Genomic DNA, 19,141 nt, shown 5'->3' with positions numbered 1-19,141 from the left:
GGCCTTCCCCGCCTGCCGCTCATCTGGGCGGCAGCGGGAAGAAGCCGCTGGTCCGGGCCGCGTAGGCGGCATACCCGGGTCGTTCGGCCATGTGCCGCTCCAGCAGCCGCTTCCCGCTGCCCTTGGTCAGTAGCAGGCTCATCACCACCGGCGACACCACCACGGCCGCCGCCGCGGCGGGCGCGTCGCAGGCGATGAGGAACAGGCCCCACCACACGCAGAAGTCCCCGAAGTAGTTGGGATGGCGGGTGTAGCGCCACAGCCCCCGGTCCATGATCCGGCCCTTTTGCTCCGGATCCGCCTTGAACCGGGCGAGCTGGGCGTCCCCGACCGCCTCGAAGAACATGCCGACCGCCCAGAGGCAGGCGCCCGCGGCGGCCCACGCGGTCATCGGCCCGGTGATGTACTGCGCGGCCTGCACCGGCAGCGACACCAGCCAGACCAGGGCGCCCTGGAGCAGGTACACGATCCGCAGCGCGTACAGGTTCCGGCTGCCGGGCGCCTTGGCCAGCATCTCCTCGTAGCGCGGGTCCTCGCCGTGTCCGCGCCCGCGCCGGGCGATGTGCAGGGCCAGGCGCAGCCCCCACACCGCCGTCAGCACGGTGACCAGGATCCGCCGACCCGGGTCGCCGGTGTCCGCCGACGCCGCGAAGGTCACGGCGGCGACGGCGGTGAAGCCGAGCCCCCAGGCCACGTCGACGATCCGGTGCAGGCCCTTGCGCACGGCGACGGCGAAGGTCACCAGCAGCACGGCGAGAGCGGCCCCCGCCGACCAGGCGAGGCCGACCGCGAAGGCGCCCCAGGCGAACCCGTTCACGGCCGGTCCAGCCCGGTGTACCAGTCCTCGGGCGTCGAGGGCATCCCGGCACACCCCTCGCCCGTCGGCCGCACCCCCAGAACCTGGTCCACACCCATACGCCGCTCCTCGAAGGCCAGTGCCCCGCCGACCAGGTACAGCCGCCACACCCGGGCGGTCTCCTCGCCGACGAGCCCTACGACATCGCCCCAGCGTTCCTCCAGCGTCCGGTGCCAGGCGCCGATCGTCCGCGCGTAGTGCTCGCGCAGCGACTCCACGGACCGCACCTCGAGACCGGCCTCCTCCAGCAGCCCGACCGTCTCGCCCACCGGCCGCATGTGCATGTCGGGCGCGATGTACGCCTCGATGAAGGCACCGCCCCCGGGCGCGTTCCGCCCGCGCGACATCTGCTGCACCAGCACCCGGCCCAGCGGCCGCACCAGCCGGTGCAGGGCGGCGGCGAAGGCCGGGTACTCGGCGTCCCCGACGTGCTCGCCCATCTCCACGGTGGCGACCGCGTCGTAGCCGCCGCCCGTGATGTCCCGGTAGTCCTGGCACACCACCTCCACCCGGTCCTGGAGACCCCGCTCGCACACCCGCGCACGGACGTACGCCGCCTGCTCCCGGGCCAGGGTCACCGCGGTGACGCGCGCGCCGTGCCGCTCGGCGGCGTACAGGGTGAGCGAGCCCCAGCCGCAGCCGACGTCGAGCAGCCGGGCGCCGGGCGCCAGGCCGAGCTTGCGGCAGATCAGCTCCAGCTTGGCGCGCTGGGCGTCGGCCGGGGTGAAGCCGGGGGCCTCGCTCGCCCAGTAGCCGCACGAGTAGGCCATCGTCTCGTCGAGGAGCAGCCGGTAGAAGGCGTTGGACAGGTCGTAGTGGTGGCTGATGGCGGCCCGGTCGCGGGCCCTGCTGTGCAGAGAGCCGCGCAGCCGGGCCTGGGAGGACGGCGGGGCGGGCGGCGGGCCGACGGCACCGAGGCTCAGCGCCGTGCCGACCGCCCGGGCGCGGTCGGCGGCGCGCAGCCGGGGCGTGTGCCGTCCGCGCTCCCGCGCGGCGGCCCACAGGCCGCGCAGTCCGTCGCCGAGGTCGCCCTCGATGTCGAGCTCTCCGGTGACGTACGCCTGGGCCAGGCCCAGTTCGCCGGGCTGCCAGAGCAGGCGGCGCAGGGCGTGCCGGGACCGTACGACGACCACCGGGCCGCCGTCCGGTCCTGCCTCGCTGCCGTCCCAGGCGCGGACCCGCACCGGCAGGGGACCGCCGAGCGCCGTCTCGACGGCGGAGACGAGCCGGTGCGCGGCGCCGGGCCGGGTGAGGGTGGAAGGGGGAGTCATCGGGCTGTGGCCTCCTTGGTGAGCAGGTACTGCTGCACGTCCAGGTAGCCGGAGCGGAATCCGGCCTCGGAGTAGGCGAGATAGAACGTCCACAGGCGCTGGAACGTCTCGTCGAAGCCGAGCGCGGCGACCTCGTCCGCGCGCCCGGCGAAGCGTTCGCGCCACAGCCGCAGGGTCTCGGCGTAGTGGGCGCCGTAGGCGTCCCGGCGGGTGACGCGCAGCCGGGTGTGGTCGCGCACGGTCTCGGCGACGGCCTCGACGGAGGGGATCACGCCGCCGGGGAAGACGTACTTGGCGATCCAGGTGAAGGTGTCCCGGCTGGCCAGCATCCGCTCGTGGGGCATGGTGATGGCCTGGAGGGCGGCGCGTCCGCCCGGGGCCAGCCGTTCGTCGAGGACGCGGAAGTAGAGGGGCCAGAACTCCGCGCCCACCGCCTCGACCATCTCCACGCTCAGGACGGCGTCATAAGTGCCGCGTGCCTCGCGGTAGTCGCACAGCTCCACCGAGACCCGCTCGGCGAGACCGGCCGCCGCGACCCGCTCGCGGGCCAGGGCGGCCTGTTCCCGGGAGAGGGTCAGCGAGGTGACGTGCGCGCCGCGCGCGGCGGCGCGGACGGCCAGCTCGCCCCACCCGGTGCCGATCTCCAGCACCCGGGTGCCCTCCCGCACGCCGGCGAGATCCAGCAGCCGGTCGATCTTGCGGTGCTGGGCGGCGGCGAGCAGGTCCCAGTCGGCGGGGAAGCCGCGGAAGAGGGCGGAGGAGTAGCTGAGGGTGTCGTCGAGGAACAGCGCGAACAGGTCGTTGGACAGGTCGTAGTGGCGGCTGATGTTGGTGCGCGAGCCGTCGGCGGTGTTGCGCTGGGCGTCCGGCCGGCGTGGCGCCCACAGGCCGCGCAGCCGTTGCAGCGGTGCGGGGACCAGCTCGCCCAGGTCCGCCGCGAGCACGGTGAGGGCGGCGACCAGGTCGGGCGCGTCCCACTCACCCGCCATGTACGACTCGCCGAAGCCGACCAGGCCGTGGCTGCCCACCCGGGCGTGGAAGGCCCGCGGGTCGTGGAGGTCCAGGGCGGGGCCGCCCTTGCCGAGCGAGGTGCCGTCGGGGAACCGGACGTGCAGCGGCAGGTCCCGCAGGGCATGGCGTACGACGGCTGCCGTGATCGCGGTCCGGGCCCGGGAGGCCTTCGGCGGCCGGGCCACGTCGGGCCAGCGGGCCGCGTCCACGGCCACCGCTGGCGCGGCGGTCGCGGTCCGCCCCGTGCGGCCGGGTCGGAGCTCGGCTGTCGTCATGCGGAGTTCTCCCTGTCGTGATGGTCGGGGCGGGGCCGGACGGGCAGCCCGCGCAGATACAGACGGATGCCGTGCAGACGGATGGCCGCGGACACGGCGAGCGTGGACCAGGGCCGGCGCAGGGCCAGCCGCAGCAGCGTTCCCGCACGGACGTCGTGACGCGTCCCGCGCACGGTCGCGGTGAACGGCCTGCCGCCCTCCCGCTCCAGGTGCACGGTGAGGTCGAGCCGCTCCCCGGGAGCGGGCAGGCGCATGCGGTAGCGGCCGTCGACGGGGAAGAACGGCGAGACGTAGAACTCCTTGCCCACCTCCGCCGTCCCCGAGGCGTCGGGGCGCAGCAGATAGCAGTGGCGTTCGCCGTAGGTGTTGTGGACCTCGGCGACCACACAGCGCACGGTGCCGTCGGGGCCGTGGCACCAGTAGACAGTGAGCGGGTTGAAGACATAGCCGAACACCCGCGCGTGCGTGAGCATCACGACCGCGCCGCCGTCCAGGTCCACCCCGTGGCCGGCCAGGAAGGCGTCCAGTCCCGCACGGATGGAGGGGTACGCGCCGGAGAAGTGGTCGCGCGGCTCGAAACGCGCCAACGGGCGCAGGGCGCGCGGGAGCCGGGGAGGCCGGTCGGGGTCGACGAGCCACATGTAGGTGCGGTGGCGCAGCGCGTACCGCAGCGGCGCGGTGCGCACGTGGGCGATCGCGCAGTGGTAGAGAGCGGGGGCGGGGGCGGGTGCGGGTGCGGGTGCGGGGGCAGAGGCGGGGGCCGGCGCCGGTACGGGTATGGGTGCGGGGGCAGAGGCGGGGGCCGGCGCCGGTACGGGTATGGGTGCGGGAGTCGTCACCAGCGCACCCCCAGTGCCGCGGCGGCCGCCACCCCGGAGCGGCAGCCGTCCTCGTGGAAACCCCAGCCGTGGTAGGCGCCCGCGAACGCCGTGACGGGGCCCGCCAGTTCGGGCAGCCGCTGCTGGGCGGCCACCGACTCCGGGGTGTAGACGGGGTGTTCGTAGACCATGCGGGCGCGCACCAGGTCTGGGTCGACACGGTCCTCGCCGCCGAGGGTGACGACGAACGTCTCGGGGGCGTCGAGCCGTTGCAGCCGGTTCATGTCGTAGCTGACCCGCACCCGGTCGGCGCCCGCCTCGCACGACGGCATCAGGTAGTTCCACGACGCCCGCGCCCCGCGCGCACGCGGCAGCAGCCGGGTGTCGGTGTGCAGGAGCGTGGTGTTGCGGGAGTACCGGAACGCCCCGAGCACCTCCTTCTCCTCCGGCGTGGCATCGGCCAGCAGCCGCAGGGCCTGGTCGGGGTGGGTCGCGAGGACCACCGAGTCGTACGACCGTGTGGTGCCGTCGGCCGTGGTGAGGCCGACGGAGTCGGGATGCCGCCGCAGGGCCCGGACCGGAGCGGCGAGGCACACCTCGTCCAGCCGGGCCGCCACTCGCTCGACGTACGCGCGGGAGCCGCCGGTGACGGTGCGCCACGTCGGAGATCCGCTCACCGAGAGCAGCCCGTGGTGCTCCAGGAAACGGAACAGATAGCCGGCCGGGTAGCGCTGGGCGACACCGGCGTCGCAGGACCACACCGCCGACACGAGCGGGGTCATGAAGTGGGTGCGGAAGTAGGGCGAGAAGCCCTCGCGGTCCAGGAACTCCCCGAGGGTGAGGGCCTGCTCCGCATCTCGCGCGAGGTGCCGCCGTGCGGCCCGGTGGAAGGCGGGCACCTCGGTGAGCATCCGCAGATAGGCCCCGCGCAGGGCGTTGCGGGGCCGGGCGAGCAGTCCGGCGGGGCCGCGGGCACCGGCGTACTCCAGGCCGCAGCCCTCGCACCGCACCGACATGCTCATCTCCGACTCCTGGGTGGCGACGCCGAGTTCGCCGAAGAGGCGCAGGAGGTTCGGGTAGGTGCGGCGGTTGTGCACGATGAAGCCGGAGTCGACGCGGTACGTCGTGCCGCCGGACGAGGCCAGTTCATGGGTGTGGGCGTGCCCGCCGAGCCGGTCGTCGGCCTCGAACAGCGTGACGTGATGCGCGCGGGCCAGTACGTACGCGGCGGTCAGGCCCGCCACCCCGCTGCCGATCACGGCCGTGCGCCGCCGCTCCCGCGCGGCGGCGTTTCCCGGCACTGCTGACATTGCCTCTCCTCCTGGTCGGACACGGACACGGACACGGACACGGACACGGACCCGGACCCGGACCCGGACCCGGACTCAAATCCCGCGCGTAATCCGGAGCCGCCGCGCGAGCGGATTGGACTGGGCCGCTACCCAGTACTTCCGGGCGCGGACGCCGTCCGGATGCCGGAGTGGCCGTGGAATCCGTAGCGGAACCGGCTGCGGATGGGCCGGAAGGACGACTTCATCCGAACGAGCGGACCGACCAATCCGCCCCGCTTCCAGGGCCGGATTCCCCACGTGACGCAGGACGAGAAGAAACCGCGCAACTCCCGCAGCCCGCTGCGGCCGGCGCTCGGCGCGCTCAGCGGCGCGCTGGCGGGAGGTGCCGCGCTCGCCGTCGCCGAACTCGTGTCGGTGGGTGTGCGTCCGCAGGCCGGCCCCGTCATCGCGGTCGGAGGCGCGGCGATCGATCGCACACCCGCCGGCGTCAAGGACTGGGCGATCCGCACCTTCGGCACCGACGACAAACTGGTACTGCGACTCGGAATCCTCGCCCTCCTGGCCCTCTTCGCCCTCGCCCTGGGCCTCCTCGCACTCCGCCACCGACGCACCGGCGCGGCCGGCGTCCTCCTCTTCGGACTCATCGGCGCCACAGCAGCCACCACCCGCCCGGACTCACCCGGCCCGTCCGACGCCCTGCCATCCCTCGTGGGAGCGGCGGCCGGAGCCGCGGTGCTCTTCTTCCTTGCCGGACACCTGATGCCTGGTGGCGCTGTGCCGGGCCCGCTGTCCGGCGCTGGCGTGCCGGGCCGGTCGCCGGGGGATGCGGTGTCGGGCTCGCCATCGGGTCGCGCTGTGCCGGGCCGGTCGTCGGGGGGTGCCGCGCCGGGCCCGTCGTCGGGTGCTGCTGCGTCGGGCCCGTCGGCCCGTGGTGCTGTGCCTGGGTCGTCGTCGGGTAGTGGCGCGGCGGGCCCGTCATCCGGGGATGGCGCGTCTGGCCGGTCGTCGAGCGGTGCCGCGTCGAGCCCGCCGGGCGGTGGTGTCGGGTCTGGCTCGTCGTCGGGTAGTGCCGCGTCTGGCCCGCCCTCCGTCGATGCCGCAGCGAACCCGTCGTCCGGCGAAGCCACCCCCGGCCCCTCCTCCGCCGAAGCCACCCCCGGCCCGCCGCCCGGCGAGGACCCCGGGGCGTCCTGGGGGCCGTCATGGGATCGGCGGGGGTTTGTGATCGCGGCGTCCGCTGTCGCTGTCGCGTCCGCAGGGGCCGGTGTGCTGGGCCGGGTTCTGGGGGGATCGCGTGGGCGGGACGCGGTTGCCTCCCGTGCGGCCGTCGTCCTGCCGGCGCCGGCGTCCGCCGCGCCCGCGGTCCCCCGCGGAGCCCGGCCCCATATCCCCGGGATCAGCGCCTTCACCACGCCGAACAGCGACTTCTACCGCGTGGACACCGCCCTCGTGGTGCCGAAGGTGGACGCGACGCGATGGCGGCTGCGCATCCACGGCCGGGGCGTCACCCGGCCGGTCACCCTCTCCTTCGACGACCTGCTACGACGGGAACTGGTCGAGCGCGACATCACCCTCACCTGCGTGTCGAACGAGGTCGGCGGCCCCTACGTGGGCAACGCCCGCTGGATCGGCGTACGACTGGACGGTCTCCTGGCCGAGTGCGGGGTACGGCCGCCGTCCCGGGGCGGACCCGCCGACCAGCTGGTGGCCCGCTCGGTGGACGGCATGACCATCGGCACCCCCGTCGAGGACGTCATGGACGGCCGGGACGCCCTGCTCGCCCTCGGCATGAACGGCGAGCCCCTGCCCTTCGCACACGGCTTCCCGGTCCGCATGGTGGTGCCCGGCCTCTACGGCTATGTCTCCGCCTGCAAATGGATCAGGGACATCGAGCTCACCACGTTCGCGGCCTACGACCCGTACTGGGTCAAGCGCGGCTGGGCCCGCAGGGCACCGGTCAAGACCCAGTCCCGTATCGACACCCCCAAGCCCTTCGCCCGCCCGAAGGCCGGCACGGTCATGGTCGGCGGAGTCGCCTGGGCCCAGCACCGCGGCATCGACAGGGTCGAGGTCCGCGTCGACGACGGCCCCTGGCAGGAGGCCCGGCTCGCGGCCGAGGACTCCCGGGACACCTGGCGCCAGTGGACCTTCCCCTGGCAGGCCACCAAGGGCGGTCACACCCTCACGGTGCGCGCCACCGACCGCACCGGCGCCGTCCAGACCGGGAAGCGCACCCGCACCATCCCCGACGGCGCGAGCGGCCGCCACTCCGTGGCCGTGACCGTCGACTGACCAGCCCCCCGACCCACCTCCATCCCCACCCAACTCATCCACTCCCACCCCACCACCAGGAGAAACACCATGAACACCCGATTCCGCCGCATCGCCGTGACCGTGGCAGCCGCAGCCGTGCTCCCCCTGGCCCTGAGCGCCTGCTCGAACGGCAGCGGTTCCTCCGCCGCATCGGACTCCGCGGGCAAGTCGTCCCCCTCGGCGTCCGCCGCCGGCATGGACGGCTCCGGCGGCGCCTCCTCCGACGAGCCCTTCGGCCCGGCCTGCTCGACGGTGCCCGAGGACGGCGCCGGCTCCTTCGACGGCATGGCCAAGGACCCGGTGGCCACCGCCGCGTCCAACAACCCGGCCCTGTCCACCCTCGTGACGGCCGTCAAGAAGGCCGGACTCGTCGACACCCTCAACAACGCCGAGAACATCACGGTGTTCGCGCCCACGAACGACGCCTTCGCGAAGATCCCCAAGGCGACCCTGGACGAGGTCCTCAACGACAAGGCCCAGCTGACGAAGATCCTCACCTACCACGTGGTCGGCCAGAAGCTGACCCCGAAGGACCTGGAGAACGGCTCCTTCGACACGCTGGAGAAGTCCAAGCTGACCACGTCCGGTTCGGGGGAGTCGTACACCGTGAACGACTCCGCGAAGGTGGTCTGCGGCAACGTGAAGACCGCCAACGCCAACGTCTACATCATCGACACCGTCCTGATGCCGGGCAGCTGACGGTTCCACGCGGACGGCAGGGCACCGCACCGGCGATGCCCTGCCGTCCGCGTAGGAGCAGCTCATTCCCGAGGCAGGACATCACCCCGTCGCCCCGGCCGCCTACAGTGGCCGTACCCACGTCCGCCTCAGCACGTCCGCACGTCAGGCCCCCCATGTCCGCTGAACCGCACTCCCCGGCCGTCCACCGCCCGGCCGCCGACGCCGCCCCGCGCCCGGGCGCCCGGCTCGCAAGGCCCTGGGCCGCCGCCCTGCGCCGCACCCCGGTGTCGATGTGGCGCGACGACGTGTCGGACTTCGCCGCCGCCCTCACCTACTACGCCATCCTGGCCGTGCTGCCCGCCCTGCTGGTCACGGCCATCGCGTTCGGCCTGATCAGCCCGGGCACCGCCGAGGCCTTCATCGCGCACGTCACCGCGTACGCGCCCGGCCAGTCGGGTGCCCCCCTGCACGACGTGCTGTCCCGGACGCTGCACGACGGTTCGGCCGTCTGGACCCTGCTGTGCGGCGGCATCGTGAGCGCGCTGTGGTCCGCCTCCAGCTACCTCGCCGTCTTCCGCAGGGCCCTGCACCGGATGCACCGGGAAGCCGACAGCCGCTCGCCCTGGCGCAAGGCGCACCGCATCCTGCTCACCGCGCTCGCCCTGCTCGGTCTCCTCGTCGTCGGCTCCCTCGTCCTGCTGCTGAGCGGCCCCGCCGCCGAGAGCGTCGGCCGCTACCTCGGCCTGGGCACGATGGCCGCGTGGACCTGGAGCCTGCTGCGCTGGCCCCTCCTGCTGTGCGTGGTGGCCCTGCTGGTCGTCATCGTCTTCCACACCGGCCCCAGGGCGGCCCGCACCCGCGGCCACAGCCTCCCCGGCGGAGCTCTCGCCGCCGCCCTGTGGCTCACCGTCTCCGCGGGCTTCGCCCTCTACGCCTCCGCGCTGAGCACCTACAGCAGGCTCTACGGCTCCCTCGCCGGCGTCGTGGTCTTCCTCGTCTGGCTCTGGCTGTCCAACCTGGCCCTGCTGGCGGGCGCCCAGTTCACCGCCGAGCTGAGCGAGCCGGAGTCCGCACGCCGCCGCAGCTGAGGCTGTGTCACAGGCACGTGACGGCGACGTCCGGGACGTGAGACGGCGTGAACCGGAACTCGGAAGCGCTCGTCTTGATGATCGTAAACGCGCGGTACCGATCACTTGGTGTCCCGCATGTGTCGTTCCTTGGAGGAATTCCGCGATGAACCGTCGTCTGCGTACCGCCCTCGCCGTCACCGCCGTGATCGGCTCGGGCCTGCTGATGACTGCGTGTGGGGGCGGTGACGAGTCGTCGGCGTCGGACTCCTCGGCGGCATCCTCCAGCCAGGCGAGCCCGACGGCGGCCGACGGCGGCGAGGGCGGCGGCGACAGCAGCGGTTCCGGCACCTCGAAGTCCTCCGGCGGCGGGGCCGCGGGCAGCGGCTCGTCGGACAAGTCCGGTACGGGCGGCGGCGACGGGTCCGGCGGCGACGCGTCCGGGGACAAGAAGGGCTACGGGCAGAGCTGCGGCACCAACGACATCTCCTGGAGCGTGAGCTCCGAGGACCAGGCCGGCGGCTACTTCCTGATCAAGGCCACGGCCAAGTCCGGCATCACCTGTGTCCTCCCCGCCGAACTGCCGGTCGTGGCCTTCGGCTCGGACGGTACGGAGGCGGCGCCTGCGGAGCAGTCGGCGGGTCAGCCGATCACGCTGCGCGCAGGCGTCACCGCCTACGCCGGCGTCAACCCCAAGACCACCAAGGAGGACGGCGGCAAGGAACTGGACAGCCTCATCGTCTCCGTCTCCAACGACGACCCGAACCCGGAGTCCCTGAAGGTCGGTTCGTACATCGTCGACAAGCCGATCGTCTCCAGCTGGCACACGTCCCCCGCCGACGCGGTCCCCTTCTCGGGCCAGTAGATTGTCGCGGCTGAGACAAGCCACAACCAAGCAGCGACGCGCTACCGGAGCACCGCTCGCCACTTGCCGCGGGCGAGGCGCGTCTGGCCGTCCGGCGTGATCAGTACCCGGGCGCCGCGCACCGGCAGTTCACCGTGCTGCAGCCAGTACGCGCGCAGCTCGTCGAGGATGTCCCAGAGGCGGCGCGGCCCGCCCTGGTGAACGGACGTGCGCCCGTCGCTGCTGGTGGCAGCGCGAGCCCATGAGCCGTCACCATGAGCCATGACCGCAATCCGCCGCTCGCCCAGGTCCCGGTAGTAGTGCTCGATGCCCGGAGCGGTGATGCCGAGCATGGAGTCGAGGTCCCAGGCGTTGGCGACGTCGACGACCGGGTACGGGCTGGTTGTCACGTCCTCGCCGTCCAGGTCGTGTGCGGCGGCGAGGAGGCCGGACATGCCGGGCGGGTAGTCGTCGCCCTGCCGGGCGTGCATGAAGCCGGCGCGGTCCCACTCCACCCTCCCGACGGCGCTGCCGTCGGGCCGTTTCTCGGCAGTCACCAGCAGCGACGTTCCGGCGATCGTGGTGACGAGCCGGCCGCCCACGCACAGGGCCGTCAGCCAGCTGTGCGGGACGGACCGTACGGCGACCGTGGCGACGATCCGATCGAACTTCCCCTCGCGAGCCGGGAGCGGTCCAGTGGCGTCGACCGCCTCGACGGTGGGTCGCAGACCGATCAGCTCGAGGCGGTCGCGCGCGGCCTCGACGAGGTAGTGGTCGACGTCCACGCTCGTCACTGCCTCGGCGCAGAGGCGGCGTGCGGCGAGTGCTGCTCCGTACCCGCTGCCGGTGCCCACGTCCAGGAGCTCGTCGCCATCGTCGATCCGGGCGTGCTGGAACATGCGCACGACGAGGCTGGGCAGGGTCGCCGACGAGGTCGGCCGCCCCACGGGGTGGTCCTCCGGCTTGGCCCGGTCCGCGTGCAGCGGACCGACGCGGGTGATCAGCGACCGGTCGCTGTAGGCGGCGGGGTACCAGGCCTCCTCGTTGACCGGGTCACGCAGCACCCAGCGGCCGTCGTCGACTTCCCACCACTGTGGGACGAAGAGGTGCCGTGGTGTCCGGGAGACGGCTGCCCGCCAGCGTGAGGTCCGATGGGTCACGCGGTCGGCGAGGTCGGCGGCGCAGGATTCCCAGATCACGCGGTCACTCCGAGGATGGGCGTCGTCGAGGTCAGGGAGCTGTACGCAGGATCGCACGCCTCGGTGTTCGCCGGGTCGCAGTCGCCGGAGTCGTCCGGCGGGCAGGCGGCGCGCGGCAGGGGGACCGCGTCGGTGAGCTGCTGCCACCGGTCGCTGTTCAGGATGTCGGCGAGGGGTTCCTCGCGGATGTTCCCGGCGACGAGGAACCGGGACAGGATGCAGCCCGACACGGCGCCGTCAGGGTCGACGGACACGCGGTAGCGGAAGCAGTTGCCGCACAACTCCGACGTGGTCGGGATCGCCGCGGCCTGGTCGGCGGCGCGGCCTACCTTGCGGACACGGTCGACCTTGATGCGGGTCACCCCCAGGTGCCGCAGTTCCTCCTGCGCCTGGGCGACCCTCTGCCCCTCGAGTACGTCGACGATTCCGACGCGCAGCGGGATGCCCAGGCGGACGGCTTCGGCGATGTTGGCCCGGGTGCGCCTGTAGCTGCCGGGCCCCTTGGTGATCTGCTCGTGCTGCTCGGCCTGGTCGCTGTAGTAGCTGGTGGCCAGGCATACGCCCGGCCTCTCGAACACGGACCACAGGCCGGGGCGGATGTGCGTGAGGTTGGAGTACACCTCGACCGTCAGGCCGGCGCCCAGGGCGTGGTCGACGTAGAGGGGCAGGTACGGAGTGAGCGTCGGCTCACCCCCGATGAACTGCACAGCGGGGATGCCGAGTTCGGCGATCTCCGCGATGACGCCCAGCCAGTCCTGCTTGGTCATGCTGCCGGCGGACGCCTTCGGGCCGGAGCTTGTGCAGCAGTGTGTGCACTGGAGCTGGCAGCGGCCGGTGATCTCCAGCTCGACGGAGCGGATGGCTGCCACGTTCGGAGTGGTCATGGTTCCCCTTCATGCTCATGTGGTCCGGGCCCGCCCCGGCGCTGGACCTGTCCAGGGTTCGCCGCCGGGGCGGACATCTGCGGTGCCGATCTGACCGTGCGGTCGGTACTGGCCCTCGCCTCTGGGCCAGGGCGAGTGGTTCAGCGCCGGGTGGGGCGCACCGTGTCGACGCAGAGGGCATGGAGGTATCCGGCCGACCCAGCACCGCCGGAGGGAACGATGTGGTCGTAGTCCATGGAATCCTCGCCGGGCTCGACCGGCTTCCGGCAGGACACGCACTTCTCCGAGCCGGTCAACAGGTCGTGGTAGGCACACAGGGCGCGCACCGTACGGGCCAGCCTCTGCACAACCGCGACGCGGACGAGGAGCGTGTTGCCCCGCCCGATCCGAATTTGCACTCGGCCCAGTCCGGCGCACGTGAGGGCGACCTCGCGCGTGTTGTACGTCGAGGGAAGAGGGGAGGCCAGCTCCTCTACGTGCGGGACAAGGAACTGGATCTGCTTGCGCAGTTGGCACCGCAGGGCCTCGAGCCCCACACCGTCCGCCGGCAGCGCGGCATCCGGCCGCAGCCACCCCTCCGCCGCTGCACGCATGGTCGCGATATCGAGCGTCCCTGTGCTCGTTGCGCGCTCCGTCATGAGTCGTCGTCTTCGTCGGCGGACAGCATGGCGCCAGCGAGAGCCAGTCCCGCCACGTCTGCCGCCGAGCACAGCCGACCGGGACGGGACATCGGGACTCTCCAGTACGACACGCGCGTTTCCGTGTTCAGCTCCGTGCAGTCGACGCGCGGTACACCCAGGTACGTGCCTTCACCCAGACACTCGGTGCCCGTCGGTAGCCGCTTCATCTCGAGGCCGGGCGGCACGAGCGCGTAGTAGCGGCGGAAGCCGGGGTCGTGAATCACCGGGCCGCCCCTGAGTAACTGGCCGAGCCGCTCGCCCACGATCTCCAGCTCGTCGCTCGCAACAGCGGCGTGCACGATCACCTCGGGGATACGGACCGCATCGAAGGTGTTGCCGAGCGGAAGGAGCGCGAGTTTTGCGGCACCGGTCCACTCGCTCAGCGCCGTGGTGGGTGACGGGGGGGCACGGGTCAGCCACCCCTCAACAGGACCGCTGGATGATGGACCAGCCGGCGAGTTACTACCTCTTTCGAGGGCTGTAGCGTTCGTCATGTCGACGCTCCTCCGGAAGCGTTGGCCACGCCCCGGGACCGGTCGCACGGTCGCCGGGGTCTGATCTGTCATGCCTCGAGGGTCGTGGCCAGCGGCTACTTGCGGGAATGACCGGCGGGTGTTACCGAGGCGGTAATACACTCGTTCCTGTTCCGTAAGGGCGCGATGAAGCGCATACCAACACTGCGGAAGTCGCCGCCATGGACGCCACCACCCCTGGCCCGCTCGCCCCCGACGTCCTCGAACGGGATGACGTGAAACGAGCCCTGGCAGAGCACGACTTCGCTGCGGCCTTCACCCTCATCAAGAAGTGGGGTGGCCTGTCGCAGAACCGCATCGCCGTGGCTTGCCAGCTCACGCCTGGCAAGGTCTCCACGATCATCAGCGGGCAGCAGCGGGTCACCAGCTTCGACGTGATCCGCCGGATCGCTGACGGGCTCCGCATCCCCGGGCGCCTGGTCGGTCTTGCCGACCGGCCGTGGGAGGGAACGCCCGACGCCCCAGACCCGCCGACGCCGCCAGCCGCACAGTTCTCCGATGACGCACCCTGGCCCCCCTCCGCGACTGTGCACCTGGCCGCAGATCTGACGAGGAGCGACCTCGTGATGGACCGCCGCGCCGCAACGCGCGCCTTGGCCGGCGTCGCGATATCAGGCGCCCCCTTGCTCGACTCCCTGGAAAGCTGGCTCCTGCCGTCCCCGCCATCTGACCGGGGCCGCAGACGGGGTCGCATCGGTGAGCGGGAAGTACATGAACTCGAGACGACGGCACGCGCCTTCCGCGCCTGGGACCACAAGTTCGGCGGCGGCCTCCGACGCAAGGCGGTCGTCGGGCAGCTCGACGAGGTGGCGCTCCACTTGGAGGAACACCAGGCGGCGCCCATCGAACAGGGCCTGTTCCGGGTGATGGCGTATCTCGGCGGCACTGCGGCAACGATGGCGTGGGATTCGGGACTTCAGAAGAAGGCGCAGGACTACTACCTGCTGGCGCTGCGCGCGGCGCACGCCGCCGGCGATGTCGCGTTCGGCGCCAACGTGCTGGCCGGCATGGCTCGGCAGATGCTGTACCGCGACCGCCCGCAGGATGCCCTCGAGCTCGTGCACCTTGCGCAGAAGGGAGCAAGGCGCGCGGCCAGTCCCCGTGTGTGCGCCCTGCTTCACACACGAGAGGCCTGGGCGTACGCGGCCATGGGGCGGACTGCGGCGTTCCGACGGGCCACCGGCGAAGCCACTGAGGCGCTTGCCGAAACGGCCGGAGACGAAGAGCCCTACTGGATCGCTTACTTCGACCAAGCCGAGCTGGCCGGAGTCACCGGCGGCCGCCTCCTGGACATGGCCCGTGAAGATCCGCAACAGCATGCGCAAGCGGCCGCCGAGAGCATCAGGCACGCCCTCTCCAGCCGCGGGTCCGAGGCGGGACGCAGTTACGCCCTGGACCTGATCGGGCTCGCAGAGTCCCACTTCCTGATCGGCGATGTCACCGGCGCAGTCGACCACACACACCGTGCCGTCGATGCCGCCTCCCGCACCCGGTCAGGTCGTGTCCGTGCCCAGCTCGGCCAGCTGTACCCGTACACCGTGGGCCGCTCGGCATCGCGTACGGTCGGCGAAGCGCGGGCGAGGATCCGCGAAGTGCTGTCCAGTTGAAGGAGCGAAGTGACCACCATCGCCGTGACCGGGCACATGGACCTGACCGACTCCAGCGTCTCCCTGGTACGCGACGCACTTCGGGAGACGCTCAGGCCGTACGCCGACGACCTGACCGGAGTCTCATGCATCGCCAAGGGCGCGGACTCGGTCTTCGCCGACGTGGTGCTGGAGCTCGGCGGGCGCCTGGTCGTCGTCGTCCCCTCGAAGGACTACCGGCAGACCAAGGTCAAGCCCAGCCATGCCGAGACGTTTGATCGACTCGCCGAGGCCGCCCACGAGTTGGTCGTGCTCGATAACGACACCGCGAACCGTACGGCGTACGAAGCCGCCAACCGCACGCTCCTGGGCCGCGCAGACCGTCTCGTCGCCGTCTGGAACGGCGAGCCTCCGACCGGCAAGGGCGGTGGCACAGCCGACACTGTGCTCGAGGCCCGGGACGCCGGGCTGCCGGTGGACATCGTGTGGCCGGACGGGGCCGCACGCGGCTGACCCTGCGTGCGCTCGCGCCGTGTGAGCAGAAACGGACGCGGTACCCAGACACAGAGATCCCCCTTGCACGACCCCGCACGGTCACCTCAGTCCTGCCGGTCAGGTTGTCCACCGCCACGGAGGAGTCAGGTGCGACGGGCGTCTGCCCCTCACTGCGCACCTGCGCCCGAAGCTGCCGTACATCACTGTGCCGGAGCCTCCCGCCGTTCGTCATGCGACGAGGGCCGGACCACTGTGCGGTCCGGCCCTCTGATCCGGCGGAGAATCGAGCCCGGCCCGTCCTCAGGCGGCCGGCTGCCGCTGGCGCTCTGCCATGGCCCGCACGGCCGAGCCGGAGACGAGTACTCCCGACAGAGCGATCAGGCTCGTCAGGATGTCCTGCATGTGCGCCGCCGGCGCATAGACGATCACGATGACGATGAGCAGGGCCGCCCAGTCCCTCGGGCGGGCGATGGACAGTACAGAGCGAGTTGGAGCCACAATCATTGCGGTACCTCCTGGTCCTCGTTGCTGCTTGCACTCATAGTGGCCCCTCCGCAGCCAGGACGTCCGTTGAGCACCCCGGTCAAGGTCAACGGTCCCTCGAACGGGTCATTGTGGACGTGAGTCGCCCGCAACTCGCCCACCGCCGACGCGATCAGCCGCTCCCGCTTCGTTGGAGCCGAGTGAAGCGGAGTTGCGCCAACCGCTTCATGCGGTACGTACACAGGGGACGCCAGTAGGCGACGACCTCACCGAACGACCCCGTGTCGTCAACGCCGTTGCGGGACGGAACGCTCACTTTCCGGCGTCGGGGCCGTACCACTGGAGCGCCTGGCCGGTGACGGCGGCGACGCACTCGAAGTCCCGGTCGCGGTGCAGGAGGGTCAGTCCCTGCAACTCGGCTGTCGCGGCCACGACGAGGTCGACAGCTCCCGCGCTGCGGTGCTGTCCGCGCCGGGTGAGGATCTCCTGGACCTGCCAGGCGCGGTCGTAGGCGCGATCGTCGACCGGTGCCCAGCCGAAGAGCAGGCGCATGTCCTCGATGCCTCGCATGCGGTCGGCGGCGGAGCGTGCGCTGTAGAAGAACTCCAGCTCGGTAATGGGGCAGGTGGCGATGAGCCCGGCCGCCGCCGCCTGGTCCCACCCGTACTGCTCGGCATCGCCGCGCAGCAGGCGGGCGAGCGCGCTGGTGTCGATGAGGAACTGTGCGGAGTTCACCGGCGGTAGTTCGCCTTGTCCTCGAAGAGGTCCAGATCGAAGGCGCCCTCCTCCGCTGCGGCGCGCAGACGGGTGAGAGCCAGAGCGCGCCGCCGGTTCTCGAGCACTTCGCGCAGGGCGGTGTTGACCGTCTCCTTCTTGGTGCTGGTCCCGAGGGCCTTGGCCACGTCCGCCACCAGTTGGTCATCGAGATCGATCACGGTCCGGCTCACCGAATGCACCTCCGAAGATATAAAGTACGCCATTGATTATATACGCATCGGTGTCAATCGTCCGAGGCCCCGGCGGAAGCCGCGTGGTAGCGTCCGTATACAAGGTGTATGCGAGAGCTGGGGGCTGCCGTGACGTCCGGTCGGGAGAAGGCGTACGCGTATCTCAAGGACACGGTGCTGACGGATCCCGGGATGCAGGGCGCCTTTCTGTCGGAGCAGGAGCTCGCGGACCGTATCGGCGTCTCCCGCACGCCCATCCGCGAAGCGCTGCTGCAGCTCGCGGCCGAGGACCTGGTCGAGCTGGTGCCCAAGCGGGGCGCCCGGGTGTCGCCCCTGACGGGACGGGAGATCCGCGAGCTCATGGAGCTGCGGGGCATCGTCGAGCGGTACGCCGCGCAGGAACTCGTCTCCGGTGGGGGCGCGCCGGTGGCGGAGCTGCGGTCCCTGCTGGAGCGGCAGCGCGAGCTCACCGGCGCCGACCAGGCCAAGGAGTTCATCGACGTGGACCACCGCTTCCACGCGGCCCTGGTCTCCGCCGTCGGCAACGCCCTCCTCGACCGGCACTACGAGGGCCTGCGCAGCCGCCAGGTCCGTACCGGAGTCGTCGCCCTCTTCAACCAGCAGGGACGCCAGGAAGCGGTGCTGGGGGAACACGAGGCGATCCTCGACGCCCTGGAGGCCGGCGACGCGCGGGCCGCCTGTGCCGCCATCGACCACCACCTGGAGTCGACGCTGAAGGTGCTGCTCGCGGGCTAGGCGGAGTCCGGGTAGGTGATCACCAGCATGGTGACCCCCTCCGGGGACGTCCACGGCCCGTGCGGCATGCCGGGCGGGCGGCAGGCGTACATGCCGGCGGTGAAGGTCCGGCCGAGCGTGAGGTCGTGCAGCGCTCCCTCGACGAGGTAGACCTCCTCCCAGAAGTCGTGGCGGGCCACGCCGTCCGCCGAGGTGTCCGTGCCCGGCGCCCAGCGGACGAGCGCCGTACGGGATCCGCGCACGGGGTCGTCGGCCAGCACGCGCTCCTCGACACCCGGGCCGGCGCCGGCCGGGGTCCGCCACGGGCCGTCGGGGAGATGGAACTCCAGCTCGGGCTTGCTCATCCCCACACCTCCGGGCGCCGGTTGGCCAGTACGGAGATCCGCTGCCGGACCGCGGTGACCTCGTCGACGTCCAGGTCCGCCACCAGCAGCTCGGGCTCGGCGCCCAGCGCGTGCCGTACGGTCCCGTCGGGTCCGACGACGAGGCTGTGCCCGATGCCCGTCGGGGCGGACCCCGGGCCGGTGCCCGCGCCGGGGTCGGGGTCCGCCTGGTCGACGGCGGCGAGCCACACCGTCGCGTCCAGCGCCCGGGCCCGCGCCAGCAGCTCCCACTGCGCCGCCTTGCCCGGCCCCGCGCCCCAGGAGGCGGCCAGCAGCGTGGCGACGGCTCCGGCGTCGGCGTGCGCCCGGAACAGCTCCGGGAACCGGACGTCGTAGCAGGTGGCCAGGCCCAGCCGTACGCCGTCCACGTCGATGACCGTCGGAGCCGAGCCCGCGGCGACGGCGTCGGACTCACGGAAGCCGAAGGCGTCGTAGAGATGGATCTTGTCGTACGACGCCTCGACCCCGGGCCCGGTGGCGAGCAGGGTGTTGGCCACCCGGCCCCCGGCCGCCGGGGTGAACATGCCGGCCACGACGACCGTGCCGGTGTCGCGGGCGATCCGCCGCACGCCGTCGGCCCACGGCCCGTCCAGGGGCTCGGCGAGAGGGGGCAGCGGGGTGCCGAAGCAGGCCATCGACGCCTCGGGGAAGACGACGACGCGGGCTCCGGCGTCCGCAGCGCGCCGGGTCCGTTCCTCGATGAGCAGGAGGTTCTTGCCGGGGTCGGGGCCGGTGGTGAGCTGGCTCAGGGCGATGCGCACGGTGCG

At 72.1% G+C, this 19,141-nt stretch carries 21 protein-coding genes; 7 read left to right on the top strand and 14 right to left on the bottom strand.

What is annotated here, in order from left to right; translation table 11 throughout:
• Positions 1-19: 19 nt before the first annotated feature.
• The 5 genes from ACZ6I3_RS32265 to ACZ6I3_RS32245 form a co-directional block, all read right to left on the bottom strand.
• Positions 20-817 (bottom strand): DUF1295 domain-containing protein, encoded by a 798-nt coding sequence (locus ACZ6I3_RS32265; protein WP_469419467.1) that lies wholly within the window; start codon positions 815-817, stop codon positions 20-22.
• Positions 814-2,127 carry a class I SAM-dependent methyltransferase gene (locus ACZ6I3_RS32260; protein ID WP_469419466.1) on the bottom strand — a complete coding sequence of 438 codons (1,314 nt, stop codon included), beginning with the start codon at positions 2,125-2,127 and terminating at the stop codon, positions 814-816. Before ACZ6I3_RS32260 ends, ACZ6I3_RS32265 begins: the two co-directional genes overlap by 4 nt.
• On the bottom strand, positions 2,124-3,413 hold the full coding sequence (locus ACZ6I3_RS32255; RefSeq protein WP_469419464.1) for a class I SAM-dependent methyltransferase: 1,290 nt from the start codon (positions 3,411-3,413) through the stop codon (positions 2,124-2,126). The genes ACZ6I3_RS32260 and ACZ6I3_RS32255 overlap by 4 nt, the downstream gene beginning before the upstream one ends.
• Complete coding sequence (locus ACZ6I3_RS32250; protein WP_469419463.1) at positions 3,410-4,099, bottom strand: DUF1365 domain-containing protein; 690 nt, start codon at positions 4,097-4,099, stop codon at positions 3,410-3,412. Before ACZ6I3_RS32250 ends, ACZ6I3_RS32255 begins: the two co-directional genes overlap by 4 nt.
• 149 nt (positions 4,100-4,248) lie before the next feature.
• The gene (locus ACZ6I3_RS32245) at positions 4,249-5,541 is read right to left on the bottom strand and encodes an NAD(P)/FAD-dependent oxidoreductase (protein WP_469419461.1); all 1,293 of its coding nucleotides are present in this window, start codon (positions 5,539-5,541) and stop codon (positions 4,249-4,251) included.
• 279 nt (positions 5,542-5,820) lie between these two features.
• Here ACZ6I3_RS32245 and ACZ6I3_RS32240 point away from each other — a divergent pair, with 279 nt between their 5' ends.
• The 4 genes from ACZ6I3_RS32240 to ACZ6I3_RS32225 all read left to right on the top strand — a co-directional run bounded on the left by ACZ6I3_RS32240 (position 5,821) and on the right by ACZ6I3_RS32225 (position 10,449).
• On the top strand, positions 5,821-7,815 hold the full coding sequence (locus ACZ6I3_RS32240; protein ID WP_469419459.1) for a sulfite oxidase: 1,995 nt from the start codon (positions 5,821-5,823) through the stop codon (positions 7,813-7,815).
• Positions 7,816-7,884: 69 nt separating this feature from the next.
• Positions 7,885-8,535, top strand: a complete 651-nt coding sequence (locus ACZ6I3_RS32235) for a fasciclin domain-containing protein (RefSeq protein WP_469419458.1) — start codon at positions 7,885-7,887, stop codon at positions 8,533-8,535.
• Between the two features lie 155 nt (positions 8,536-8,690).
• Positions 8,691-9,605, top strand: a complete 915-nt coding sequence (locus ACZ6I3_RS32230; RefSeq protein ID WP_469419456.1) for a YihY/virulence factor BrkB family protein — start codon at positions 8,691-8,693, stop codon at positions 9,603-9,605.
• Between the two features lie 145 nt (positions 9,606-9,750).
• A complete protein-coding gene (locus ACZ6I3_RS32225; protein ID WP_469419455.1) occupies positions 9,751-10,449 on the top strand; it encodes a DUF4232 domain-containing protein in 699 nt (232 codons plus the stop codon).
• Between the two features lie 41 nt (positions 10,450-10,490).
• Here ACZ6I3_RS32225 and ACZ6I3_RS32220 read toward each other — a convergent pair whose 3' ends face one another.
• The 4 genes from ACZ6I3_RS32220 to ACZ6I3_RS32205 all read right to left on the bottom strand — a co-directional run bounded on the left by ACZ6I3_RS32220 (position 10,491) and on the right by ACZ6I3_RS32205 (position 13,685).
• The gene (locus ACZ6I3_RS32220) at positions 10,491-11,627 is read right to left on the bottom strand and encodes a methyltransferase domain-containing protein (protein ID WP_469419454.1); all 1,137 of its coding nucleotides are present in this window, start codon (positions 11,625-11,627) and stop codon (positions 10,491-10,493) included.
• Positions 11,624-12,511: a radical SAM/SPASM domain-containing protein gene (locus tag ACZ6I3_RS32215; protein WP_469419452.1), complete on the bottom strand. Its 888-nt coding sequence runs from the start codon at positions 12,509-12,511 to the stop codon at positions 11,624-11,626. Before ACZ6I3_RS32215 ends, ACZ6I3_RS32220 begins: the two co-directional genes overlap by 4 nt.
• Before the next feature lie 140 nt (positions 12,512-12,651).
• Positions 12,652-13,104 carry a DUF6415 family natural product biosynthesis protein gene (locus ACZ6I3_RS32210; protein WP_469419451.1) on the bottom strand — a complete coding sequence of 151 codons (453 nt, stop codon included), beginning with the start codon at positions 13,102-13,104 and terminating at the stop codon, positions 12,652-12,654.
• A 41-nt stretch (positions 13,105-13,145) separates the two neighbouring features.
• Complete coding sequence (locus ACZ6I3_RS32205; RefSeq protein ID WP_469419449.1) at positions 13,146-13,685, bottom strand: hypothetical protein; 540 nt, start codon at positions 13,683-13,685, stop codon at positions 13,146-13,148.
• 200 nt (positions 13,686-13,885) lie between these two features.
• On the opposite strand from ACZ6I3_RS32205, the gene ACZ6I3_RS32200 reads away from it, so the two are divergent.
• Complete coding sequence (locus ACZ6I3_RS32200; protein WP_469419447.1) at positions 13,886-15,331, top strand: helix-turn-helix domain-containing protein; 1,446 nt, start codon at positions 13,886-13,888, stop codon at positions 15,329-15,331.
• A 9-nt stretch (positions 15,332-15,340) separates the two neighbouring features.
• A complete protein-coding gene (locus ACZ6I3_RS32195; RefSeq protein WP_469419446.1) occupies positions 15,341-15,823 on the top strand; it encodes a hypothetical protein in 483 nt (160 codons plus the stop codon).
• A gap of 282 nt (positions 15,824-16,105) precedes the next feature.
• Here ACZ6I3_RS32195 and ACZ6I3_RS32190 read toward each other — a convergent pair whose 3' ends face one another.
• The 3 genes from ACZ6I3_RS32190 to ACZ6I3_RS32180 all read right to left on the bottom strand — a co-directional run bounded on the left by ACZ6I3_RS32190 (position 16,106) and on the right by ACZ6I3_RS32180 (position 17,235).
• Entirely contained in the window at positions 16,106-16,309 is a 204-nt protein-coding gene (locus ACZ6I3_RS32190) for a hypothetical protein (protein WP_469419444.1), read from the bottom strand.
• A gap of 291 nt (positions 16,310-16,600) precedes the next feature.
• Positions 16,601-17,023, bottom strand: a complete 423-nt coding sequence (locus ACZ6I3_RS32185) for a PIN domain-containing protein (protein ID WP_469419443.1) — start codon at positions 17,021-17,023, stop codon at positions 16,601-16,603.
• Entirely contained in the window at positions 17,020-17,235 is a 216-nt protein-coding gene (locus tag ACZ6I3_RS32180; protein ID WP_469419441.1) for a type II toxin-antitoxin system VapB family antitoxin, read from the bottom strand. The genes ACZ6I3_RS32185 and ACZ6I3_RS32180 overlap by 4 nt, the downstream gene beginning before the upstream one ends.
• A 108-nt stretch (positions 17,236-17,343) precedes the next feature.
• Here ACZ6I3_RS32180 and ACZ6I3_RS32175 point away from each other — a divergent pair, with 108 nt between their 5' ends.
• Positions 17,344-17,991, top strand: coding sequence for a GntR family transcriptional regulator (locus tag ACZ6I3_RS32175; RefSeq protein ID WP_469419440.1), 648 nt, complete (start codon positions 17,344-17,346; stop codon positions 17,989-17,991).
• Here ACZ6I3_RS32175 and ACZ6I3_RS32170 read toward each other — a convergent pair.
• Complete coding sequence (locus tag ACZ6I3_RS32170; RefSeq protein ID WP_469419439.1) at positions 17,988-18,335, bottom strand: cupin domain-containing protein; 348 nt, start codon at positions 18,333-18,335, stop codon at positions 17,988-17,990. The genes ACZ6I3_RS32175 and ACZ6I3_RS32170 overlap by 4 nt on opposite strands.
• On the bottom strand, positions 18,332-19,135 hold the full coding sequence (locus tag ACZ6I3_RS32165; RefSeq protein WP_469419437.1) for a carbon-nitrogen hydrolase family protein: 804 nt from the start codon (positions 19,133-19,135) through the stop codon (positions 18,332-18,334). Before ACZ6I3_RS32165 ends, ACZ6I3_RS32170 begins: the two co-directional genes overlap by 4 nt.
• Positions 19,136-19,141 lie beyond the last annotated feature (6 nt).

The organism is Streptomyces sp. NPDC041940 (assembly GCF_055589465.1).
Note: the sequence above shows the minus strand (reverse complement) of the source record. Positions and strands in the feature narration are given on the sequence as shown.

Bases quoted from the DNA above. Each gene is read 5' to 3' on its own strand.
- ACZ6I3_RS32205 (WP_469419449.1), bottom strand. From the start codon at position 13,685: ATGACGAACGCTACAGCCCTCGAAAGAGGTAGTAACTCGCCGGCTGGT.
- ACZ6I3_RS32175 (WP_469419440.1), top strand. From the start codon at position 17,344: ATGCGAGAGCTGGGGGCTGCCGTGACGTCCGGTCGGGAGAAGGCGTAC.
- ACZ6I3_RS32215 (WP_469419452.1), bottom strand. From the start codon at position 12,511: ATGACCACTCCGAACGTGGCAGCCATCCGCTCCGTCGAGCTGGAGATC.
- ACZ6I3_RS32245 (WP_469419461.1), bottom strand. From the start codon at position 5,541: ATGTCAGCAGTGCCGGGAAACGCCGCCGCGCGGGAGCGGCGGCGCACG.
- ACZ6I3_RS32235 (WP_469419458.1), top strand. From the start codon at position 7,885: ATGAACACCCGATTCCGCCGCATCGCCGTGACCGTGGCAGCCGCAGCC.
- ACZ6I3_RS32230 (WP_469419456.1), top strand. From the start codon at position 8,691: ATGTCCGCTGAACCGCACTCCCCGGCCGTCCACCGCCCGGCCGCCGAC.
- ACZ6I3_RS32225 (WP_469419455.1), top strand. From the start codon at position 9,751: ATGAACCGTCGTCTGCGTACCGCCCTCGCCGTCACCGCCGTGATCGGC.
- ACZ6I3_RS32190 (WP_469419444.1), bottom strand. From the start codon at position 16,309: ATGATTGTGGCTCCAACTCGCTCTGTACTGTCCATCGCCCGCCCGAGG.
- ACZ6I3_RS32170 (WP_469419439.1), bottom strand. From the start codon at position 18,335: ATGAGCAAGCCCGAGCTGGAGTTCCATCTCCCCGACGGCCCGTGGCGG.
- ACZ6I3_RS32260 (WP_469419466.1), bottom strand. From the start codon at position 2,127: ATGACTCCCCCTTCCACCCTCACCCGGCCCGGCGCCGCGCACCGGCTC.
- ACZ6I3_RS32255 (WP_469419464.1), bottom strand. From the start codon at position 3,413: ATGACGACAGCCGAGCTCCGACCCGGCCGCACGGGGCGGACCGCGACC.
- ACZ6I3_RS32200 (WP_469419447.1), top strand. From the start codon at position 13,886: ATGGACGCCACCACCCCTGGCCCGCTCGCCCCCGACGTCCTCGAACGG.
- ACZ6I3_RS32210 (WP_469419451.1), bottom strand. From the start codon at position 13,104: ATGCGTGCAGCGGCGGAGGGGTGGCTGCGGCCGGATGCCGCGCTGCCG.